Origin of the sequence: Tenacibaculum sp. MAR_2009_124 (assembly GCF_900105455.1) — a bacterium.
Classification (GTDB): domain Bacteria; phylum Bacteroidota; class Bacteroidia; order Flavobacteriales; family Flavobacteriaceae; genus Polaribacter.
Genome location: NZ_FNSF01000003.1, coordinates 111020 through 130793, shown reverse-complemented (window position 1 = coordinate 130793; position 19774 = coordinate 111020). Strand labels below are relative to the sequence as shown.

Annotated in this window: 18 protein-coding genes; 10 read left to right on the top strand and 8 right to left on the bottom strand. The window is 32.1% G+C overall.

Annotation, left to right across the window (positions count from 1 at the left end; translation table 11 throughout):
* The first annotated feature begins 25 nt into the window (after positions 1-25).
* The gene (gene rsmG / locus BLW23_RS10595) at positions 26-655 is read left to right on the top strand and encodes a 16S rRNA (guanine(527)-N(7))-methyltransferase RsmG (protein WP_093669626.1); all 630 of its coding nucleotides are present in this window, start codon (positions 26-28) and stop codon (positions 653-655) included.
* Between the two features lie 34 nt (positions 656-689).
* On the opposite strand, the gene BLW23_RS10590 is transcribed toward rsmG, so the two are convergent.
* Together BLW23_RS10590 and BLW23_RS10585 are read right to left on the bottom strand one after the other, a co-directional pair.
* Positions 690-2342 (bottom strand): DUF6029 family protein, encoded by a 1653-nt coding sequence (locus tag BLW23_RS10590; protein ID WP_093669624.1) that lies wholly within the window; start codon positions 2340-2342, stop codon positions 690-692.
* Positions 2343-2364: 22 nt separating this feature from the next.
* Positions 2365-2844 (bottom strand): TlpA family protein disulfide reductase, encoded by a 480-nt coding sequence (locus BLW23_RS10585; RefSeq protein ID WP_093669621.1) that lies wholly within the window; start codon positions 2842-2844, stop codon positions 2365-2367.
* Positions 2845-3013: 169 nt separating this feature from the next.
* On the opposite strand from BLW23_RS10585, the gene BLW23_RS10580 reads away from it, so the two are divergent.
* From BLW23_RS10580 to BLW23_RS10570, 3 genes are all read left to right on the top strand, one after another.
* Positions 3014-4090 carry an Omp28-related outer membrane protein gene (locus BLW23_RS10580; protein ID WP_093669619.1) on the top strand — a complete coding sequence of 359 codons (1077 nt, stop codon included), beginning with the start codon at positions 3014-3016 and terminating at the stop codon, positions 4088-4090.
* An 81-nt stretch (positions 4091-4171) separates the two neighbouring features.
* Positions 4172-4798 (top strand): PAQR family membrane homeostasis protein TrhA, encoded by a 627-nt coding sequence (trhA, locus tag BLW23_RS10575; RefSeq protein WP_093669617.1) that lies wholly within the window; start codon positions 4172-4174, stop codon positions 4796-4798.
* 172 nt (positions 4799-4970) lie between these two features.
* Complete coding sequence (locus tag BLW23_RS10570; RefSeq protein WP_093669615.1) at positions 4971-6074, top strand: Omp28-related outer membrane protein; 1104 nt, start codon at positions 4971-4973, stop codon at positions 6072-6074.
* Positions 6075-6157: 83 nt separating this feature from the next.
* Here the strand turns inward: BLW23_RS10570 and pruA are convergent, their stop codons facing one another.
* Positions 6158-7783 carry an L-glutamate gamma-semialdehyde dehydrogenase gene (gene pruA / locus BLW23_RS10565; RefSeq protein ID WP_093669613.1) on the bottom strand — a complete coding sequence of 542 codons (1626 nt, stop codon included), beginning with the start codon at positions 7781-7783 and terminating at the stop codon, positions 6158-6160.
* Positions 7784-7910: 127 nt separating this feature from the next.
* Between pruA and BLW23_RS10560 the strand changes: the two genes are divergently transcribed.
* The 5 genes from BLW23_RS10560 to BLW23_RS10540 all read left to right on the top strand — a co-directional run bounded on the left by BLW23_RS10560 (position 7911) and on the right by BLW23_RS10540 (position 14090).
* Positions 7911-8621 carry an NRDE family protein gene (locus tag BLW23_RS10560; RefSeq protein ID WP_093669611.1) on the top strand — a complete coding sequence of 237 codons (711 nt, stop codon included), beginning with the start codon at positions 7911-7913 and terminating at the stop codon, positions 8619-8621.
* 87 nt (positions 8622-8708) lie between these two features.
* Positions 8709-9380, top strand: coding sequence for a hypothetical protein (locus tag BLW23_RS10555; protein WP_093669609.1), 672 nt, complete (start codon positions 8709-8711; stop codon positions 9378-9380).
* A gap of 96 nt (positions 9381-9476) precedes the next feature.
* The gene (locus BLW23_RS10550; protein WP_093669607.1) at positions 9477-11189 is read left to right on the top strand and encodes a hypothetical protein; all 1713 of its coding nucleotides are present in this window, start codon (positions 9477-9479) and stop codon (positions 11187-11189) included.
* Positions 11190-11193: 4 nt separating this feature from the next.
* A complete protein-coding gene (locus tag BLW23_RS10545) occupies positions 11194-12519 on the top strand; it encodes a hypothetical protein (RefSeq protein WP_093669605.1) in 1326 nt (441 codons plus the stop codon).
* 68 nt (positions 12520-12587) lie between these two features.
* Positions 12588-14090: an alpha/beta hydrolase gene (locus BLW23_RS10540; protein WP_093669603.1), complete on the top strand. Its 1503-nt coding sequence runs from the start codon at positions 12588-12590 to the stop codon at positions 14088-14090.
* 30 nt (positions 14091-14120) lie between these two features.
* On the opposite strand, the gene BLW23_RS10535 is transcribed toward BLW23_RS10540, so the two are convergent.
* The 5 genes from BLW23_RS10535 to BLW23_RS10515 form a co-directional block, all read right to left on the bottom strand.
* Positions 14121-14501 (bottom strand): VOC family protein, encoded by a 381-nt coding sequence (locus BLW23_RS10535; RefSeq protein ID WP_093669809.1) that lies wholly within the window; start codon positions 14499-14501, stop codon positions 14121-14123.
* Between the two features lie 149 nt (positions 14502-14650).
* On the bottom strand, positions 14651-15451 hold the full coding sequence (locus BLW23_RS10530) for an AraC family transcriptional regulator (RefSeq protein ID WP_093669601.1): 801 nt from the start codon (positions 15449-15451) through the stop codon (positions 14651-14653).
* A 17-nt stretch (positions 15452-15468) separates the two neighbouring features.
* On the bottom strand, positions 15469-16587 hold the full coding sequence (locus BLW23_RS10525) for a DUF3667 domain-containing protein (protein ID WP_093669599.1): 1119 nt from the start codon (positions 16585-16587) through the stop codon (positions 15469-15471).
* Between the two features lie 4 nt (positions 16588-16591).
* Entirely contained in the window at positions 16592-16978 is a 387-nt protein-coding gene (apaG, locus tag BLW23_RS10520) for a Co2+/Mg2+ efflux protein ApaG (RefSeq protein WP_093669597.1), read from the bottom strand.
* Positions 16979-17031: 53 nt separating this feature from the next.
* Entirely contained in the window at positions 17032-18258 is a 1227-nt protein-coding gene (locus BLW23_RS10515; RefSeq protein ID WP_093669595.1) for a type IX secretion system plug protein, read from the bottom strand.
* Between the two features lie 160 nt (positions 18259-18418).
* Between BLW23_RS10515 and BLW23_RS10510 the strand changes: the two genes are divergently transcribed.
* Positions 18419-19771 (top strand): Na(+)-translocating NADH-quinone reductase subunit A, encoded by a 1353-nt coding sequence (locus tag BLW23_RS10510; protein WP_093669593.1) that lies wholly within the window; start codon positions 18419-18421, stop codon positions 19769-19771.
* Positions 19772-19774 lie beyond the last annotated feature (3 nt).

The window sequence follows — 19774 nt, the reverse complement described above, 5'->3', positions numbered from 1 at the left end:
TACTTTTGCATGGAAAATAACATTCATGGAAATCATCAAAAAATACTTTTCGAATCTTTCAGAAGAACAAGAAAATAAGTTTGCAAAACTTCAAGAGCTATATGAAGATTGGAACCTAAAAATTAATGTGGTTTCTCGGAAGGATATTGATGAGTTGTACTTGCGACATGTATTGCACTCGCTTGGAATTGCCAAGGTGATGAATTTTGAGCCAGGGGCGAAAGTGATGGATGTTGGTACTGGAGGTGGTTTTCCTGGAGTTCCATTAGCAATTTTATTTCCAGAAACTAAATTTCATTTGGTTGATTCAATTGGAAAGAAAATTAAAGTAGTGAATGAGGTGGTTGAAGGATTAGGGTTAGAAAATGTTAAAACTACTCATGGAAGAGTGGAAGAGGTGAAAGATACTTATGATTTTATTGTAAGTAGAGCAGTTGCTCAGATGGAAACCTTCCACAGATGGATAAAAGGAAAAGTACATAAGAAACAAAACCATGAATTGAAAAATGGAATTTTGTATTTAAAAGGAGGTGATTTAACAGAAGAATTGATCGGATTTCCGAAAGCTACTATTTATGATTTACCAGATTATTTTGATGAAGATTTTTTCGAGACAAAAAAAGTAGTTCATTTACCAATAAAATATAAACCATAAAAAAGCGAGCATTCAATGCTCGCTTTTTTAGTTTTTAAAAACTCATGCTTATATTGGCGGTAAGCCCTGTGCTTTCTGGTACATTTCTACATACACCACCTACACAAATAAGACCACCACGTTGTCTTCCATAGTTTAAACTAAAGCGGTAAGACTTGTAAGTATAATTACCTCCAAAATTGTAGTAATGAATTTTTTCGTCAGTGTCGTCACTTCCGTAGTTGTAAATATCATTTAGGTAAAAGGCCAAACGTGATGAAAGATTGTATTCTATAGTTCCACCAACCCAATTCTTCCTATCATCTTCAGTCCATAAATGTTGAGCCTCAAATCGTAGAGATTTTCCACCACCAATTTTGTATGTTGTTTCTCCAACCAAAATATTAGCATTCACCTCACCTGCTGTTTCTTCAATATATCTCTTGTTATAGTATTGATTCACAAAGTAGAAAATATTACTCCATTCTTTCGACCATTTCTTACGAATTTCTAAGCTGAAATCTGAAAAATACTTTTCTCCAAAACCAAATGTTGATGTATTATAAGTAAACTGAGAAGGATTACTCAAATCTGCTTCACCTTTAAGTCCTGACCAATAAGAAGCATTAAAGGCAATCTTGGTTCCATATTTACCACCTAAAGAACTTCCTTTTTTAAATTTATAAAAAAGGTCTAACTGTCCACCTATTTCACCAAATTTAGGGATCGGACTAAAGGCTCCTTGTGCTTGTGCTTGATATACGTATATGTTCGTAAGTAAGTAATCATGCTGTTTCGTTAGCCCAGGTAAATAGTTTATAATATTTTGATTGAAAACATTTCCAGTAGCTTCTCTGTCAGAATAGAATCCCATGTTTTCCAATCTTCTTAGAGTTACGTCTATGCCTAAACCTCTTTTTGTGTATCCAAAATTTAATAGAAAGGCGTTTCCTTTTTCGGCGCCTCTGGGTTGGTTCATAACGTAAATTGCATCTTTATTTTTTGACAAGAATTCAACTCCAGAATAGAAGTTACCAGAAGAGAAATCAATCCTTCCTCCAAAAACAGAAGTCATTTCAGGTAATTCAAAATCTGTTACTGCTGTTTTATCGTTTCTTCCAACAAAACTTAATCCAAAGGATAGATAAGATTTTTCAAGGTTAAGAAGGTCAGATAATCCGATGTTAGAATCGAATCCAAATATATCTCCTTTAGAGTGTTCAAAACCTACTCTTTGTTTACCGTAAATAGCTTTTAATTCAATAAAATCAGTCGGGTAGTATTTTATTCTTGCACCTCGTAAAGCATTATTGATTCCTAATTGACGATCTTCCCAGGATCTTAACGACAGACCATTGCCAAACTGCTCATAAAAATGACCTAAAGTAACTTCAAATTTTTTGTTTTTGTATCCCGCATAGTATAGACCTAAATTTGTTTTTTCAAATCCCGAATAATAATTTAACAAAGCCATAGGTGAATAACTTTCAGCCTGAATTCCAGCATAAAAATCCTTATATTCATATAGTACTGCTAAGTAGTTATTGGATCTAAATCTTTCAGGTTCCAAAAAAGGACCCGTTTTTGAATCATCAACGTAATATTGCGAGTTCGATTCAAAGCCTATGGAAAGGTTATGTTCATCCTGTGCTTTTAGTATAAAGCTGAAAGAAAAGCAGCTTAAAAGCGTTATATATAGTTTTTTCATTAAGTAGCAAGTGTGTTATGGATTAGGAATTTTTCTTTATAATATCATAAAGCTCATCTTCAAAACCTGGAGAGTATCCTGAGTGACGATAAATTATTTTCCCATCTTTAATAATAATTAGTTCAGGAATAGTATGAATGTTTAAGGCTCTTTTAAGTTCTTGGTTCTTATCTAATAACACTTTATATGGCCATCCTTTCCCATTTACTAGTGCTTTTACTCTTTTTTGGGATCTTGAGTCATCTGTGGAAATAGCAATTAATTCAACATTTATTTCGTCTTGCCACTCTTCATATACTTCGCTTATGGTATCCAATTCATTTAAGCAAGGTACACACCATGTCGCCCAAAAGCTAACAATCGTTATTTTACTATTGTCAATTTCATCTAAAATGCTAACAGAAGTATTATTGAGGTCATAGACATTTTTATTTGGAAGCTTTTTTTGACAAAAAGTATTGATGGTTGTTAATAACAAACAACCGATTAAAAAGGATCTCATAGTTTCTATAGTTTTAATTGTTCTATTTATTGTAACAAAAAGCAAAGGGTTTTCCCTAAATTTCTTTTTACTTCTTTTTTATTTCTTTGATATTTTTTTAGGGTAAAGTTGTATTTTTTTGTTTTATTTTAACTCAACTATTTAACTTAATTTAAAAAAAAGCAATAATATGATTAAAACTATTAAAAAAAGAAATTTAAGCCAGTTAATCTTAGTTTTTTTAACTGTGTTTTTTGTATCCTGTTCAGGATCAGATTCAGATAATCCGGGTTCGGATAGCGAAGTGGTCACTAGTGTTGAACTTCGAATGGATAAGGAACAAGACCTGTTTTATATAGGTGAGGCAGTGGAATTCTCTGTTCTTGTAAACGGATTTTCCATTGTTAACTCGGGAGCTGAATACTATGTAAATAATGAAAAAATTGAAGGGTATACGTTTACACCAACCTCAGAAAAAGAATATGTAATTAAAGCAACTTATAAAGGAGTTGAAAGTAGTAATAGAATAAATGCATATTCAGAAGAAAAAGGAGAGGTATTTCAAAAGTTTGCCTTAATTGAAGACTATACTGGAAATTGGTGTGGATGGTGTCCAAGAGTATCGTATGCAATTGAAAAAGTAAGTGAGCAAACTGATTATATAGTTACGGTGGCGGCTCATTTGGCGAATAACGATCCTATGGAAAACGATTACTCGAGAGCTTTAGCAAGCGCGTTTAATGTGGATGGTTTTCCTACAGCGTATGTTGATAGAAAAGATACATGGACATATCCTGAACCTCAAAACTTAACTCAAGTAACGAAGTTAACTGAAAATGGAGTTCCTTCTGGAATTAAGCTAACATCTAATGTTACTGATACTGAAATGAAAGTTAATGTATCTGTAAAATTTGGAAATTCTGTTAGAAAAAACTTAAAACTTACCGTGTTTGCTTTAGAGGACGGTATCGTATTAAAACAGGCTAATTATACTGATTTTTACGGAGGAGTAGACGAAATTAATGATTTTGTTCATGATCACGTGTTAAGACATTCTTTTACAAATGTGCTTGGAGATGCGATTGCTAGCTCTGAAACTGTAAAAGGAACTATTTTCGAGAAAGAATTTAAAGCTGATATTCCAGCTTCAATTGATGATAAAACAAAATTAAGTTTTGTAGCAATTGTTTCTTATGCTGATACAAAGGCTTCTGTTAATGCAAGAAGCGTTAAGGCTAATGAAACTAATGACTATCAATTAAAATAATTCTTAGTCAAATTCATCTAAATAATGAGATAAGGTGCGCATACGATAGCCGTAATGCGCACTTTTTTTTATTTTTGTTTTATGGTAGTTCAAACACGATTAGAAGAGAAATGGAACACGATTTCCCATGCAGCAGGAGCCGTTATGGGGTTGTTCGGATTAGTTGTATTGTTTTTGTATAATACAAACAAACCATGGAGTGTATTCAGTATTGTTGTTTATGGAGTGTCGATAATCGTTTTGTTTAGTGCTTCGGCCTTATATCATGCGACGAAAACAGAAGATAAAAAGAGAAAATTTAGAATAGTAGACCATATTAGTATCTACCTTCTGATTGCTGGAACTTATACACCTGTGCTCTTGTTGTTATTACCTGAAAGTAAAGGATGGTTGTTGTTTTGTTTGGTCTGGGGGATAGCGGCAGTAGGAACCGTATTAAAGCTTTTTTTTACGGGTAAATTTGGGGTTTTATCAACGCTGCTATATTTGGTAATGGGATGGCTAATTGTTTTGGATTTTGAGGCATTAAAACTACTAATGAATCCTGATGGAATTCATCTTTTATGGGCCGGTGGAGCCTTTTACACAATAGGTATCATCTTTTATGCAATAGAAAAGATTCCTTTCCACCATGTTATTTGGCATTTCTTTGTTTTGGGTGGGGCCATTTGTCATTACTTCATGATATTGAATTACGTAATTAGATAACAATTTAATTGTGCTGTGTTAAAAAGCATTATTAAAAATGAATTTTATTAACTGAAATTTTGATTAAAGTCGAAATTTAGGGAATCTCTTTGGAGTAATTTAAATATTATTAACTAATTCGGTTGTAGTTGAATTTTATGTTTGCTGTTTGATAAACGAAAAATAGATTAGCATGAAATTCTTAAAGAAAAATATAGGTGTAGCAATCATTGCTATTGTAATTATTATGTTTTCCTGTTCTAATGAGAACATCCAAAAAGACAAGACTGAATTGAAGGTAGTAAATTATAATTCTGGAAACATTGTTTTTGTAGGTGAAGAAGTAGTACTGGAAGTTAAAAAGAAGGTGAAAACGAGTCCTCAAGGAAATACGCCTTATTACATTGATAAAGATATTTCAGAGGAGGCAATTATTTATGTTAATGAAGAAAGAATTCAAGGGAATAAGTTTATCCCTACAGATGTCAGTACTTATAAGGTAAAAGCCATTTATGAAGGTGAAGAAAGTATGGTTTTACAGTTAGGAGCACAACTTAGAGGGAATGTGAGCTTTAAGAAGAATATTGTTATTGAAGATTATACAGGAGATTGGTGCGGGTATTGTCCGAGAGTATCGTATGCAATGGAATTATTAAAGTCGAAAACAGATCAATTTATTCCGATTGCCGTTCATGACAACGATGTTATGACTAACGCATACGGAAATCAGCTAATTAGATATTTCGATATTATAGGGTTCCCTTCAGCTATGATTGATAGGAAAGGGGTTTGGAGAGAGGCCGGTGATATCGATGAAACAGAGATGTTAGATAAAATAACAAATCGAGTAGAAGGAAAATCTTTTCTTGGGCTAAAACTTATTTCGAGAATAGACCATAATAATATTCTTTTAAATATAAACGTATTGTTTGGTAACATGTATTCTAACAAAACAAAACTCGTGGTTTTTGCTACGGAGGATGGTATTGTTCAAGATCAGGCAAATTACACAGCCTATTATCCTGAAATTACTACAGAAGGTATAGCCAAAGATTTTGTTCATGATTATGTTTTGAGGTACGCTCTTACAGATGTTAGGGGAGATGAAATGAAAAATAATCAATTTATAAGTAACAATATTTTTGAAAGGAATTTTCAAATAGAAGTTCCTTTAAACATAAATAACCTTTCTAAGGTTAATTTTGTTGCAATGGTGCTGGATTCAGAGACAAATGAAGTACTTAATGCTAGGTTCGTTAAGGCTGGTGAAAGTAACGAATTTGAATTTTTAAATTAATACTTTAGAGTATATATACATACTATAAAAAAATAGCTACTCATTTCTGAATAGCTATTCTTTTTTTTATAGAATTAAGTATCTTAACCTAAGAAAGGGTAACGATAATCAGATGGAGAAACAAATGTTTCTTTGATTAAACGTGGAGATACCCAACGTAATAAGTTTTGTGCAGATCCTGCTTTGTCATTAGTTCCTGAAGCTCTTGCTCCACCAAATGGTTGCTGTCCTACAACGGCACCTGTTGGCTTATCGTTAACATAGAAGTTTCCAGCACAGTTTTCTAAAGCTTTTGTAGCTTCAGCAACGGCATATCTATCTGTTGAAAAAACAGCTCCTGTTAAAGCATATTCAGAAGTACTGTCTACTAACTTTAAAGTTTCAGCCCAATCAGCATCTTCGTATACATAAATAGTTACTACAGGTCCGAATAATTCAGTTTCCATAGTAGTATATTTTGGATTGGTAGTTAAGATAACCGTAGGTTCAATAAAGTATCCTTTTGATTTATCATAGTTTCCACCAGCAATAACTTCAGCATCGGTGTCTTGTTTTGCTTGGTCAATGTATTTAGCTAATTTATCAAAAGAACCTTCATGAATAACAGCAGTAATGAAATTACTCATGTCTTCTGGAGATCCCATTTTAAATGAAGCTACATCTTCTTTTACATAATTTAAAACTTCGTCTGCCATTGATTTTGGAAGATATACTCTTGAAGCAGCAGAACATTTTTGACCTTGGAATTCAAAGGCTCCTCTTGAAATACCCGTAGCAACTTGCTTAGGATTCGCAGAAGGGTGCGCAATGATAAAATCTTTACCACCTGTTTCACCTACAATCTTTGGGTAAGTTTTATACGTGTGTATGTTTTCTCCAATCTTCTTCCAAAGTTCCTTGAATACATAGGTAGACCCTGTAAAATGTATTCCTGCGAAATCAGGCGAAGCTAATACAGCATCAGTAATTTCAACTGGATTACCATAAACTAAGTTAATTACTCCGTCAGGAACTCCAGCTTCTTTAAATACATCAACAATTACTTTAGCTGAGAAAATTTGACTATCCGATGGTTTCCAAACAACAACATTCCCCATCATAGCAGCAGAAGCTGGTAAGTTAGCGGCAATTGCTGTAAAGTTGAATGGTGTAATTGCGTATATGAAACCTTCTAAAGGTCTGTATTCAACACGGTTCCAAATTCCGTCATCAGAGTTTGGTTGTTCGTTGTAAATGTCAGTCATATACTCTACGTTAAAACGTAAAAAGTCAATTAACTCACAAGCAGCATCAATTTCAGCTTGGTGAACAGTTTTTGACTGAGCAATCATTGTAGCTGCGTTTATTTTTGCACGGTAAGGACCAGCAATTAACTCGGCAGCGCGTAAAAATATAGCAGCTCTTTGTTCCCATGGCATTTGAGCCCATTCTTTTCTCGCTTCCAAAGCTACTTCAATAGCTTTTTCTGCATGACTTTTACCTCCTATGTGATATTGACCTACTACATGTTGGTGATCATGAGGAGGAGTCATGTTTTGGGTGTTTCCAGTTCTTACTTCTTCACTACCAATATACATTGGTACGTCAACTGATCCGTTAAAAAATTCTTTGTACTGTTTTGAAACCGCTTCTCTTTCAGGAGAACCTGGAGCATATCCTTTCACAGGTTCGTTAATGGCAGTTGGTACATGAAAAAAACCTTTTCCCATTTTTATGTGTTGTTTGTTATTAAAATTATTCCTTTGTTTGTATTCTGTTTAGAAACAACAAAGTTACGGTTATTTTTAGTAATAATAGAGTGGTTTATACGTCTTATTTACCCAAAAACGATGCAATATGTGTACAGTAACCTTTTTGCCTTTAGGAGGAAATAATTTTATTTTAACCTCAAATAGAGATGAAAATCCTGAGAGAGAAACAGTACCTCCTAAAGACTATTTAGAAAACGGAGTTGAGCTGACATATCCAAAAGATAAAATCGCTGGAGGTACCTGGATTGGGTTAAGTGAAAAGAATCGATTAATTTGTCTTTTAAACGGTGGATTTAAAAAACATCGCAGAGCGAAATCTTATAAGATGAGTCGTGGTGTTATTGTAAAGCATTTGCTTGCCAGTGAAAATGCAATAAGTGAAGTAAATAAATTTTCATTTGATGGAGTAGAGCCTTTCACGATTGTTTTGGTAGAATGGTCAAGTGCGCTTGAAATATATGAATTGGTTTGGGATGGAGGTAAGAAATATTTCGAAAAAATTGATAATAAGCCACATATATGGTCATCATCAACCTTGTATGACGAGGTAATGAAAGGACAGCGAAAAGAATGGTTTACGGAATGGCTAAATGAAAATAAAGCTTTTGAAAAAGAAAATATTATAGCCTTTCATCAAGATGATTCGAAAGGAACCCCTGAAATAGCAGTTAAGATGAAACGAGATTTAGTAGAAACTGTGAGCACAACATGTGTGTTAAAAAGCGACGCTAAAATTTCATTTGAATATATTTCAGAAATTAGTTCAGAACTGCTAGAAAAAGAATTGCAATTGTAATCTATAACGAATAATAAACTTTAAAGAACACTTATGGGTTTGTTGAGGTAATGATTTCAAATTTTGGTATGTTTGTAAAAAATTATTATGAGTTACAAACAATTAACTATAATCTCAATTTTAACCTTATTCCTGTTTACAAGCTGTTTTGAGTTTGTAGAAGAAATTACGTTTAATAAAGATGGTACAGGAAGTGCGGTGATCACCGTTAATTTAAGTCAAAGTAAAACAAAGTTGGCTTCCATAATGCTTTTAGATAGTGTTAATGGATATAAGATTCCTTCTAAAGCAGATATTCAGAATCATGTGTCTAAAGCTGTTACAAAAATCAATAAAATTTCAGGGATTAGCAATGTTAAAAAATCGATAGACTTTGATGAGTTTATTGTGACAATTTCATGCGATTTTAAAAATGTTGAAGCCATAAATTCGGTATTAGTAAGTTTTAGTTCAAAAACCGAAGCTCAAAAAATTAAAAATCATAAACATTTTAGTTTTAATAAAGCAAAAAATGAGTTTGTTAGAAGTCATCATTTTAATATAGGAAGAGAATTTCAGAAAACGAAATCCCAAGATAGAGAAGTGTTTGAAAAGGCAAGTTATACTGGAATATATCGTTTTTCAACTCCTGTAGCCTCCTGTACAAACAAACAATCAAGAATTTCCAAGAATAAAAAAGCTGTTATGCTAAGATTAATGGCTCAAGATATTATTACGAATAAACAGACTATTAAAAATAGTATTCAATTATATAATTAAAAACCAAAAATCGAAGCTTTTGCGTTATAGTTTATCCGACAACCCCTTAATAACACTAGAACTAAAAAGCGACACCTTACCGAAAAAATAATAGAAATGAAAAAATCATTAGCCACCTTAGCCTTACTAGGTGCAATTTTAACTGGAAAAGCTCAAAAAATTGAGAATAAAATACCAAGCAATTCAAGTGTGGTTGTTGCTGGAAATGCTGATAACGTATTTAAACTGATTAACTTTTCAGAAATTAATTCAAGTGCTTTAGGCAAAGAAATATTAAAAGATATTAATAGAAAAAGAGAAGACAATAACCAGGTTAACTCACTTGATAATGTCGGAATTGATTTGAAATCGAATGCTTATTATTTCTTTAAGCAAACAGATAGTATTTCTTATCATAACATTATGGTTGAATTAAAAGATAGAAAACAATTTGAGTCTACACTTAAAGAGTCTAAGCGCGAAGATATTGAAAGAAAAAATGGATATAACATTCTTCAAGGATATAGTAATTTAACCATTTGGAATGATGAAATGCTCTTTTTGGTAAACGGCGACCGCTCGTATTCTTATTTTAATGAACATAAAGAGCGATTAGAAAAGCAAAAAAAAGAAGGAGAAGCTAGTTATAAGTTTAAGAGAAGAGTAGCAAATGGTTGGGCTAGAGATTATGCCGAGAATATTTTTCAAGGAAATATTAGTAATAATCTAAGTTCTAATTCATCGTTTCAAAAAAGTAAAAAGAAAAACTCTGTTGTGACGTTGTGGTTGCCTAGCTATGGTTCCTTAATGGGAAATTTTATGAAGTCGTATAAAAAGCTTCTTTCGAATAATCTGATTAACTTAAATGATTCGAATATTTATGGAGTTAATGAGGTTTCGGCAAACTTGTTTTTTGATAAAGACAATGCTAGTATATCTTTAGATATGGAAGTAAATCCTGACATGAAGAAATATATGAAGAAGATCTATAACAAAAGATTGGATAAAAAGTTAATTAATGGTTTTGATCATGAAAAGGCTTTAGCATTCTGGAGTATGTCAATAAATACAGAAGAAATGTTACTTCAATATCCTGATATGCTTACTAAAATGTACGGAGGCATTATTCCTTCTTTTAAAAATGAGATCGATATTGTTGGAGATTTATTATCAATACTAATTGATGAAGAGGCTGTTGGTGATTTAATTACTGGTGATGCGTTATTTGTATTGAACGATTTTGGAAAAAAAGAAGTATCCTATAAATCATATAAATATGACGAAAATTATGAACGTAAGGAGGTTACTAAAACTAAAGAAACTGTTGTTCCTGATTTTACGTTAATGATTGGTTCTAAAGAACAAGGAGTTTGGAAAAAGGCCTTGAAAATAGGAGAGAAATACAAAGTATTAAGAGCTAATAATAATGTCTATGAATTCATAGAAAAAACAAAAGATTTACCTTTTGAAATATATGCTGTTGTTAAAAATGACATTCTGTATATTACAACATCTAAGCTTGGAGCCGTTAGTTTTGCTGTGGGAAGATCATTAGGAAAGTCAAATAAATATGGAAAATTAATAAGAAACAATACTTCGGTATTGTATGCTGATGTTAATGCTTTGTTAGATAAGTTTCCTAAAGAATACGTTGGTAGAAGTGAAAAGAAAATGCTTAATTTTTCGAAAGAAAATTTAAAAGATGCGGTATTAAGAGTGTCGAGAATAAAAGGGAGTACTATATCTTCTGAGTTAAAATTAAATACAAGGGGAATAGAAGAAAATACCTTAAAATTGTTGTTTGAATTTATCAATCAAGTGGCTAAATAAATCAATGATTAAGAAAATAACATATAGTTTATTTGTTATAATTATAATAGTATTTACGGTTGGATATTTTAGATATAATCCAACCGTAAATATTAGTAATACAATACCGAAAGCAGCAAAGAAAGTTGTACGGATGAATTTACGTGAGTTAGAATATACTTTGTTAATGGAGTATGTTTTCAACCCTTCTTTAATTTTTCAAAAGGGAGAAGGAGGGAAGAAAAAAGAGAAAAAGATTTCACTGTTTAAGCAAATTGAAATTCCTCCAAACTTGTTTTTTTACAGTTTCTCAAATCAATTGAATGATGCGTGGTATAGTAGCGAGATTGTTATTAATGATAAAAAGAAGTTAGAAGCTTTTTTTAAGGAACAAAGCATACAAAAAACTACTTATAATAACATTTTAACCTATAGAGTAGGAAGACTAATTTATACAGTCTATAAAGATAAATTGGTGTTGATTTTAACCGAACAAAGCGATGTAAGTGAAGTTTTAAAAAGGCTCTTAAGTCAACAGGAATATCTAGGTGAAAAAGATTTGCTGCTAGAATCAATCCAAAGTAATGAAGTGTTGATTTCAGGAGGTACGGTTGAAGGTGATTTTATTAAGTTGTTAAAGGATGGGACTAGTCTTAATCTTACTGGAAAGTGGAGTAAGTTTGAAAGTCTGTTATATCCTGAAAGAGTGAAGGCTTCTGAAAATACCATAGTCGGTCTTTATGGTAAAATTAACGCAAAAGAGGTTGCTAAATTAATTTCTGACGAGCAAAAAAAGAAGCTAAAAAAAATTACAACAATAGAGCTAGATTCTATCACTGAGTTTTGGAACGGCGAGTTAAAAACTCAAGTTTTAGAGATAAAAAGTCAATATGATACTATTGTTAGTTACGACTACGATGATGATTTTAATAAGGTAGAAAAGAAAGAGGTTCAGGAAAAGAAAGTGCCAATTTCTAAGGCTTATTTAGGAGGAGTTGAACTTTATTCTTATTTAAAAAGAAAGTCGTTTATTAAAAGTATTGAAGCAACAGAAGTGTTAACATTGAATCCGTTTTTTGAAACGAAAGTAATGCCGTCAAATACAGGGGTTTTATTGACTTCTGGGGAGATTGATAGTTTGTATGCGTTTCAAGAAACCAAATTAGCAGAAACAAAGTTTATACTTCAGACTGATTTTAAGAGCCTGAACGAGGAGTTTTCTTTCAGAAACAATGTTTTAAAGAATCTTAAAAGAGGTTCTATTAAAATAGACATGAACAATATGTTTAAAGTAAACTTGTCTTTTTCAGAAACACCGATTAACTCCTTACTGAAAGGAAGTCCGTTTTAAAGTCTTCTGCTAAAACGCTTACTAATAGAATAATGTGTATTTTTAGTGTTATCAATTAAAACCTAAAAATGAGAGCTTTAACCATTCCAAAATTAATTATTTTATTGTTATTACTTGCAATCGTGCATTCTTGTAAGAAAGAATCATCCGATTATGTGCTGAATGATAAGGCTTTTTTAAAGGAGCAATTTAAGCTTGCAAAAGGGGTCGATGAATTTTTGGGAAAAGATTTTGTGAAGATTTATAGTTTAAACCAAAAGGAATTTACTTTTAAAATAGATTCTTTAAGAAGGGTTTATGAAAATCATAGAAAGTCAAACAAAGAAATTATCAGTAAAAAACTCTACGCAAGTGAAAAGTTAGGGATACAATCGCTTTTTGATTGGTTTATTTTAAGGTACCCTAGTCTTCATTATAATTTTACAGGAGAACAGCTAGTTTTATCAATAGAAAATCAATTGAGAATAGACAATAGTCTTTCCGAATTTAATAAACTTAGTAGTATTCAAAATCAAGATTTCCAAAGATATCTTAGAGCGTATATAGAGCTTGAGTCTAATGAGATTTTACAGAAAAATGAATTCTTAGGTTTGGATAACCAAAAATTACGAGCTAATTGGAAGCTCATTAATAACTTATTTAAAAACAATACGGTTAAAGATTACTGGAGAAAAGAGTATTTGTTAAAGCAGATAAGAGATTTTGGAATTGAAAATATTGAGAGTATTTATGACGAGTTTGTTTTATCATGTGAGAATAGCGAGTATTTGAATGAGGTTAAGGAATTATATGATAATCATAAAAAAGGAAGAGAGCAGCACTTAATTGAAATCTATAAATTAGTAGATGGTCATCAATTAGAAATGCACTTGTTTTTGCCTGAAAAGCCAGATATAAAGAAAGAAAAACCTTTATTAGTTCATTTTCATGGAGGAAGTTGGGATTATGGTAAACCTGATTGGTTTTTTACAACAGCGCAAGATTATAAAAAGGAAGGTTGGGTAGTCGCAGCAGTTGAGTATAGGTTAAAGGGAAGGCATGGAACTTATCCTTTTGAAGCTGTGAAAGATGCAAAATCTGCATTGCGATGGTTGAGGAAAAACGCTCAAAAATACGGATTTGATGCTGATAAAATTGTGGTTACTGGAAACTCATCTGGAGGGCATCTGGCAATGACTTCTGTGTTAAATAAAGATTGGAATGAGTCAAATGATGATTTAAGTATAAGCCCAGTTCCAAATGTGGTAATTATTAACGGAGGTGTATACGATTTAACAACTAGAAGTAATAGTTGGGTTAGTGAGAAGTTGGATAATAAGGATGAGATTAAAATTATTTCTCCAAATCATTTAGTAGCGAAAACATCAACTAAATTTTTATTAATTCATGGAGAAAATGATAGAAGATGTGAGCTAGAGGCTACACAATATTTTTATGACGAAATGAAAAAGATAGGGAATGATATTGAGCTGCATGTCGTAAAAGGCGCGAATCATTTCATTTGGTTTGGTGAAAATTCAAGGCAAGTTGATAGAGTTACAAATGAGTTTTTAAATAAACTGAGATTATAAGATAAAAAAGGCGCTTTTAGCACCTTTTTATTATTTATTGGGGTCTGTATAGGTTACGATATCTATTCCGATTCCATTAGGGTCAACAATTGTAAAATGCCTGTCGCCCCAAGGTTCGTTTCGAATGGGTGTTATTATTTTTGTGTCCTTCTTTTGAAGCTCGTTATACAGTGAATCTACGTCATCGACCTCTATAGTAAAGTATACTCCTTTTCCTTGAAAAGCAGGTTGAAAAATAGGTTTTTGACTTTCATGATTTGGTTTTAAAAAACTTACTTCTGCTTCGTGGTTTGGAGTGTGTAATAGTAGGTAAAACTCATTTTCAAAGGAAATCCCAAAACCTAAGGTTTTTGTGTAAAACTTCTTTGTTTCAGTAAAATGTTCTGTAATTATACCAGCATTAAGTTTCATATGTCTTTTGTTTTTAGTGTTTGTTTTATTACCCGTCATTAGAGTAAGTGATAAGCATATAAGAATATTTATATATTTCATAATATAGGTTTTTCTTAAAGACAAAGTTATTACTGAAAAGTAGTAGAGTATTGTAGAAAACGGTCATTTTATAGAAGCGCTTTCATAGGAGAAATACCATAAAATTGAGTGAAGTTTTTAATAAAATGTGCTTGATCGTAAAATCCTACATCTAAAAAAAAATGATTTTTAGGAGTTTTTGAGTTTAAGAGTTGATTTAAAACATACTGAAATCTAACAACTAGGCAAAACGATTTTGGAGTTGTGCCTATATAGTAATTAAATAATCTCCGTAGCTGTCTTGGTCCTAATCCTGTATTTAATCCACTGTCTGTAGCTATATTTCCGTTTGCTCTAAGTATAGCAATAAAAGCATTAAAGAAACGCAGGTCAATACTTGTTTTCGAGGCTTTAATAATTGAAAAAATGTAATCTTCTAGTTCTTTAATTGTGTTGATTAAATCATTGTTTCGAAGTAATGATATAAAGGAGGAAAATTCAGGAGTTATATTAGATAAGGAGGTGTCTAAATCACTAATATTTTTAGCTGCTGTTTTAAATAAGAAAGGAAAGATTGAAGGGTAAAATCGAATACCAATATAGCTGAATTCATAAGCTATAGAAAATTCTTTAAATCCCTTACAGAAACCCATTATAAAGTTTTCTTCGGTATTGTTTAAGTTGAAAAAGATGTCAATACACCCATCAGATACCACACGATAACTAAAGGGTTTGTTTAAGCGGTTTTTTGTTTTTAAATACCAAAAGCAATGAATATAATTCTTTAGTGCTGGGTTTGGTGTTATTTCTTTATAAGAAACGTTGCTTATACTCTTAACACTTGGTTGTATAGGAGTGTAGTAATTTCTTATAAGGTTTAGTTCTTTCAAGGCTAATTGTTGGGTTTCTAATAAATAGCAAAGGCAATTGCAGAAATTAAACTGATACCCAGAACGGTTAGAATCATGAAGAAGAAATTTGCAATTATATATTTAAAAAATGTTTTAAAATACCCTTGCTTATAAAACTTCTTCATTGCTAAATATAAATAGATAGCAAATAAGCAGAAAAAGATTATGCTAATGTCTTCAATTTCTGCTGAACTAACCATACTAATTATTAGGAATATGGTGAGCAGAATAAAGAATACGGTTTGAACATGAAAAACAAAAACAAGATGTTCTACATAGGTGTATTTTCGTCTTATGTAGATAAATTTTAGAGATAAGGACAAAAGTGGTAGTAACACAAATAGAGAAATAGAGCCCATTGAAATCATTTGTTTTAAGAAATTATTCAGCTCGTCTTTGTCTTTGGCTATTTTATTTATTTTAACTGCTCTTGAATACCAAAAGCGATTGGAAAAATTTAGAGGTAATTCTAAATTTTTAAGTGCTTCGTCAGGACTAATATCAGGGTTTACTTTGTTGTACATGGTAAGTTTATTTATGTACTTACTACCCGTAAAAAAGTTAATATCGTCTTTTGTGTTTTTAACAATAGAATCCGTTTTCTTTAAAGAGTCTTGAATATTTTTTTCGGCATCTTCTGGGAGGTCAATGTATTTTTGATTCTGAATATCATGGATTATTGCTTGGGTCAATGAATCTTTATCAATTTTATCGGTATCTAAATTGATATTGAAGCTTTGTTGTTTGTTTTGACCAGCTGTGTTTAGTTTGTTTATTTTTTTATAAGTTTCGTTAACGCTCAGTAGTAAGAAAAACATAATGGATACTGTGAGATAGAAACGAAAAGGGTTTGAGTAATGATTCCGTTTACCTGAAATATAATTATAAGAAACTTTACCCGGACTTATCAATAATGGAAACAAAGTCCTCCAGAATTTGGCATCCCATGAAAAGAATCCGCGAAACATTTCGGTCATAAAATTAGCAAAAGTAATTTTGCTTCCTTTGTTTTCTTGTCCGCATTCTGGGCAATATTTTTCGTGTCCAGTAAATGGATGCCCGCAGTTTAAGCAATTAGGGTCTTTTACTGTTAAAGCTTTATTTTTCTTAATCATTATATTAATTAAGCCTAGGAGTTGTAGTTAGTTGAAAAGTTGGGATTGTAACAAAAAATTCCTCTAGGGTTGAGGTGTCCATCATTTTATATTTTCCGCTCATAGCGCCAATCGAAGAAACTAAAAAACAATTTGATTGATAGTTATGTACTTCACGCGGTTTTAACGTAGGGGTTTCACCTACTACACCTTTGCCGTTAACTTCTTCAATAGTATTTAAAGAGTCAAAAATAACCCAAAATCTTTCGAGTAATTGTACGGTTTGTGAAGAATAGTTTTCTATTGAAATAAAATAACTAAAAGCATAGTATGTCATATGGCCTCTATACCTCGTTCCAATGTATTTGGTCTTGACTGAAATTTTTATTCCTTTAGTTATTTGTTGAAACATGAAAATAAAAATACTTATAAAATTTGAATTCTTATAGAAATACTGCGGTTTTCTTACCTGTTTTGATTAAAATAGCCATATCCAACACCAATAACTCTATCGTAAAAACCACCAATTGGACGATAATAAATAATGGCAGTGTATTCATTTTCAGTTTCAAAAAAGGAACCGCCAATCTTTTTTAAGTCAATGTTATTTTCTTCATCGACTACAGCATAAGTATAGTTATAAAAGCCTTGTTTTAATAGAATAGAAGCTTCATAAACTCCGGCTTCTTCGTTATATGTCATTTTATTTTCCTCCAAAAGCTTAAAATCATTGAAAGCACCGTAAACAAACAGCTCTTTTCTTTTAATAGGAGCGTCTAGCTTTAAAGAAAAATGAACCAAGGTGTAGTCGGCTTCAGTTCTAGAATCGCGTGTATTTGGATCTAGCGAATTAATTACAAATTGACCGTTGATATCGGGGTTGAATGTATAAGATCTGTTGGCTTTGGGTTCGTCCGTAAACAAATATGTGTGATATATGTCTTCTCTTTCAACTTTGTTAATATTTAAACTTGTGTTTCTGACATACTTTGTGTCATAAAAATAGAACTCATTATTTCCTGGAAAATTAGTGTAATTAACATGGTTGTATACCAGAAGATTTGGCTGAATGAATAGAGGCGGAATGTCGTTTATCATGGTGTTCCAATCGTTATTTTGAATTAAAGTAGCTTTAATTTCCTGATTGGGATTGTTGAGAACAATGTCTTGGTGGCTTACTCGAAATTGAACAGTTTGATGCGTTTGGTTTGTGTTAACAGCTCTGCTTCTCAGGGCTGTCACACCGATAATGCTTTTATCTTCATAAAATATACATCTTCTTGTGAATACAGTTTCGTAATCTTCATCTAAAATTGAGATTAGGTAATTCCCACTTTTAGTAATAACAGTATTTGTATTAGGTAAACGAACCGAATAATGTGTGTACGCTTGTAGTGCATTGAAAGAGTTGGTAACGTCGATAATTGAGTTTTGATCAAATCCATCAATGTATTGACTACTGGTTAAGCTGCTGGGCTTCCAGTCATAGGTCATATGTTCTATTTTGTAGTGGTAATCTTTGTTGTCTGCTTCGAGGTCGTCAAACGATAATTCTAACACATTGCCAAGTCGAACAATTGAGTTGTATTGCTTCGGATTATTGGCAGGTCTTAGCAGTATGCTTTTTATGTTTTGAGCATTTAAAAAAGTTGCAAAACCAAGGCTTAAAAAAGAAAGTATAATCTTGTTCATGATGACAAAAATATCAAAATATACGCCAAAATACCTTATTTTATTTAGAACAAATATAAATAAACTGTTTTAAGGAAGATAAAAAAGGAATTGCTCTTAAGTGGTTTTCAAAATATTTAAATTTGCATGTTTTTTAAGAAAATCAAATTAATCTGTTACTATGTCAAAAGACATCCGTATTAAAAAGGGTCTGGATATCAGGCTTGTTGGTGAAGCAGAACAAGTAACTACCGAACTTCCTTTAGGTAGTGTTTTTGCTGTTAGACCAGATGATTTTCACGGCGTAATTCCAAAAATTATAGCAAAAGAGGGTACTGAAGTAAAAGCTGGAGAAGCACTTTTTTATAACAAAAGTGATGAACGTATGTTATTTCCTAGTCCTGTAAGCGGAAAAGTTTCTGAAATCGTTCGTGGAGCACGAAGAAAAGTTTTATCAATTAAAATCACTGCTGATGGAAAGCAGGAATACAAAGATTTTGGTAAAAAAGACGTTGATTCAATGTCGGGAGAAGAGGTGAAAAATCACCTGTTTACTTCTGGATGTTGGCCATTTATCAAACAACGTCCATATGATGTGGTAGCCAATCCAAATCAAGAGCCAAAAGCAATTTTTGTGTCCGCTTATGCAAGTGCACCATTGGCCGCTGATTATGATTATGCGCTCAAAGGAAAAGAAGCTGAGCTTCAAACTGCATTAACAGCGTTAACAAAGTTAACATCTGGAAAAGTGCATGTTTCTGTTGCAAAAAGCTCAAATATATCTCCATTTAGAGATGTGAAAGGCGTTGAACTACATAAAGTTTCAGGACCACACCCAATTGGTAATGTGAGTACACAAATTGCGCATATTGATCCTCTTAACAAAGGAGAAGTTGTGTGGGTTGTTACTCCGCAAGATTTAGTGGTTATTGGAGAATTATTGTTAACTGGAAACTTTAACTTAACTAGAACTGTGGCTTTAACAGGTTCTAAATTTGAAAAGCCTCAATATGTTACTGCTTTGGCAGGAGCACAAGTTGCTGACGTTGTAAAAGGTAATTTAAATTCAGATAATACGCGTGTAATAAGCGGAAACGTGTTGTCAGGAATGCAAGTGGCGGAAGATGGTTTCTTAGGATACTATGAGAATCAGTTTACAGCGATACCAGAAGGTAACGATTACGAACTTTTTGGATGGAATAAGCCTATTTTCAATAAAGTATCTACTACTAGAGCTTTAACATTCTCATGGTTAACTCCAAAGAAAAAGTATGATTTAAATACAAATACGAATGGAGAGCATAGAGCCTTTGTAGTGACTGGAGCTTATGAAGAGGTATTCCCTCTTGATATATACCCAATGCAATTATTAAAGGCATGTATGTATAAAGATCTTGATGAAATGGAAGGCCTTGGAGCTTATGAAATAGCACCAGAAGATTTTGCATTAACCGAATTTATTTGTGTTTCAAAACAGCCTCATCAGAAAATCATTCGTGAAGGATTAGATTTAATGAGAGCAGAATTAGGATAAGAC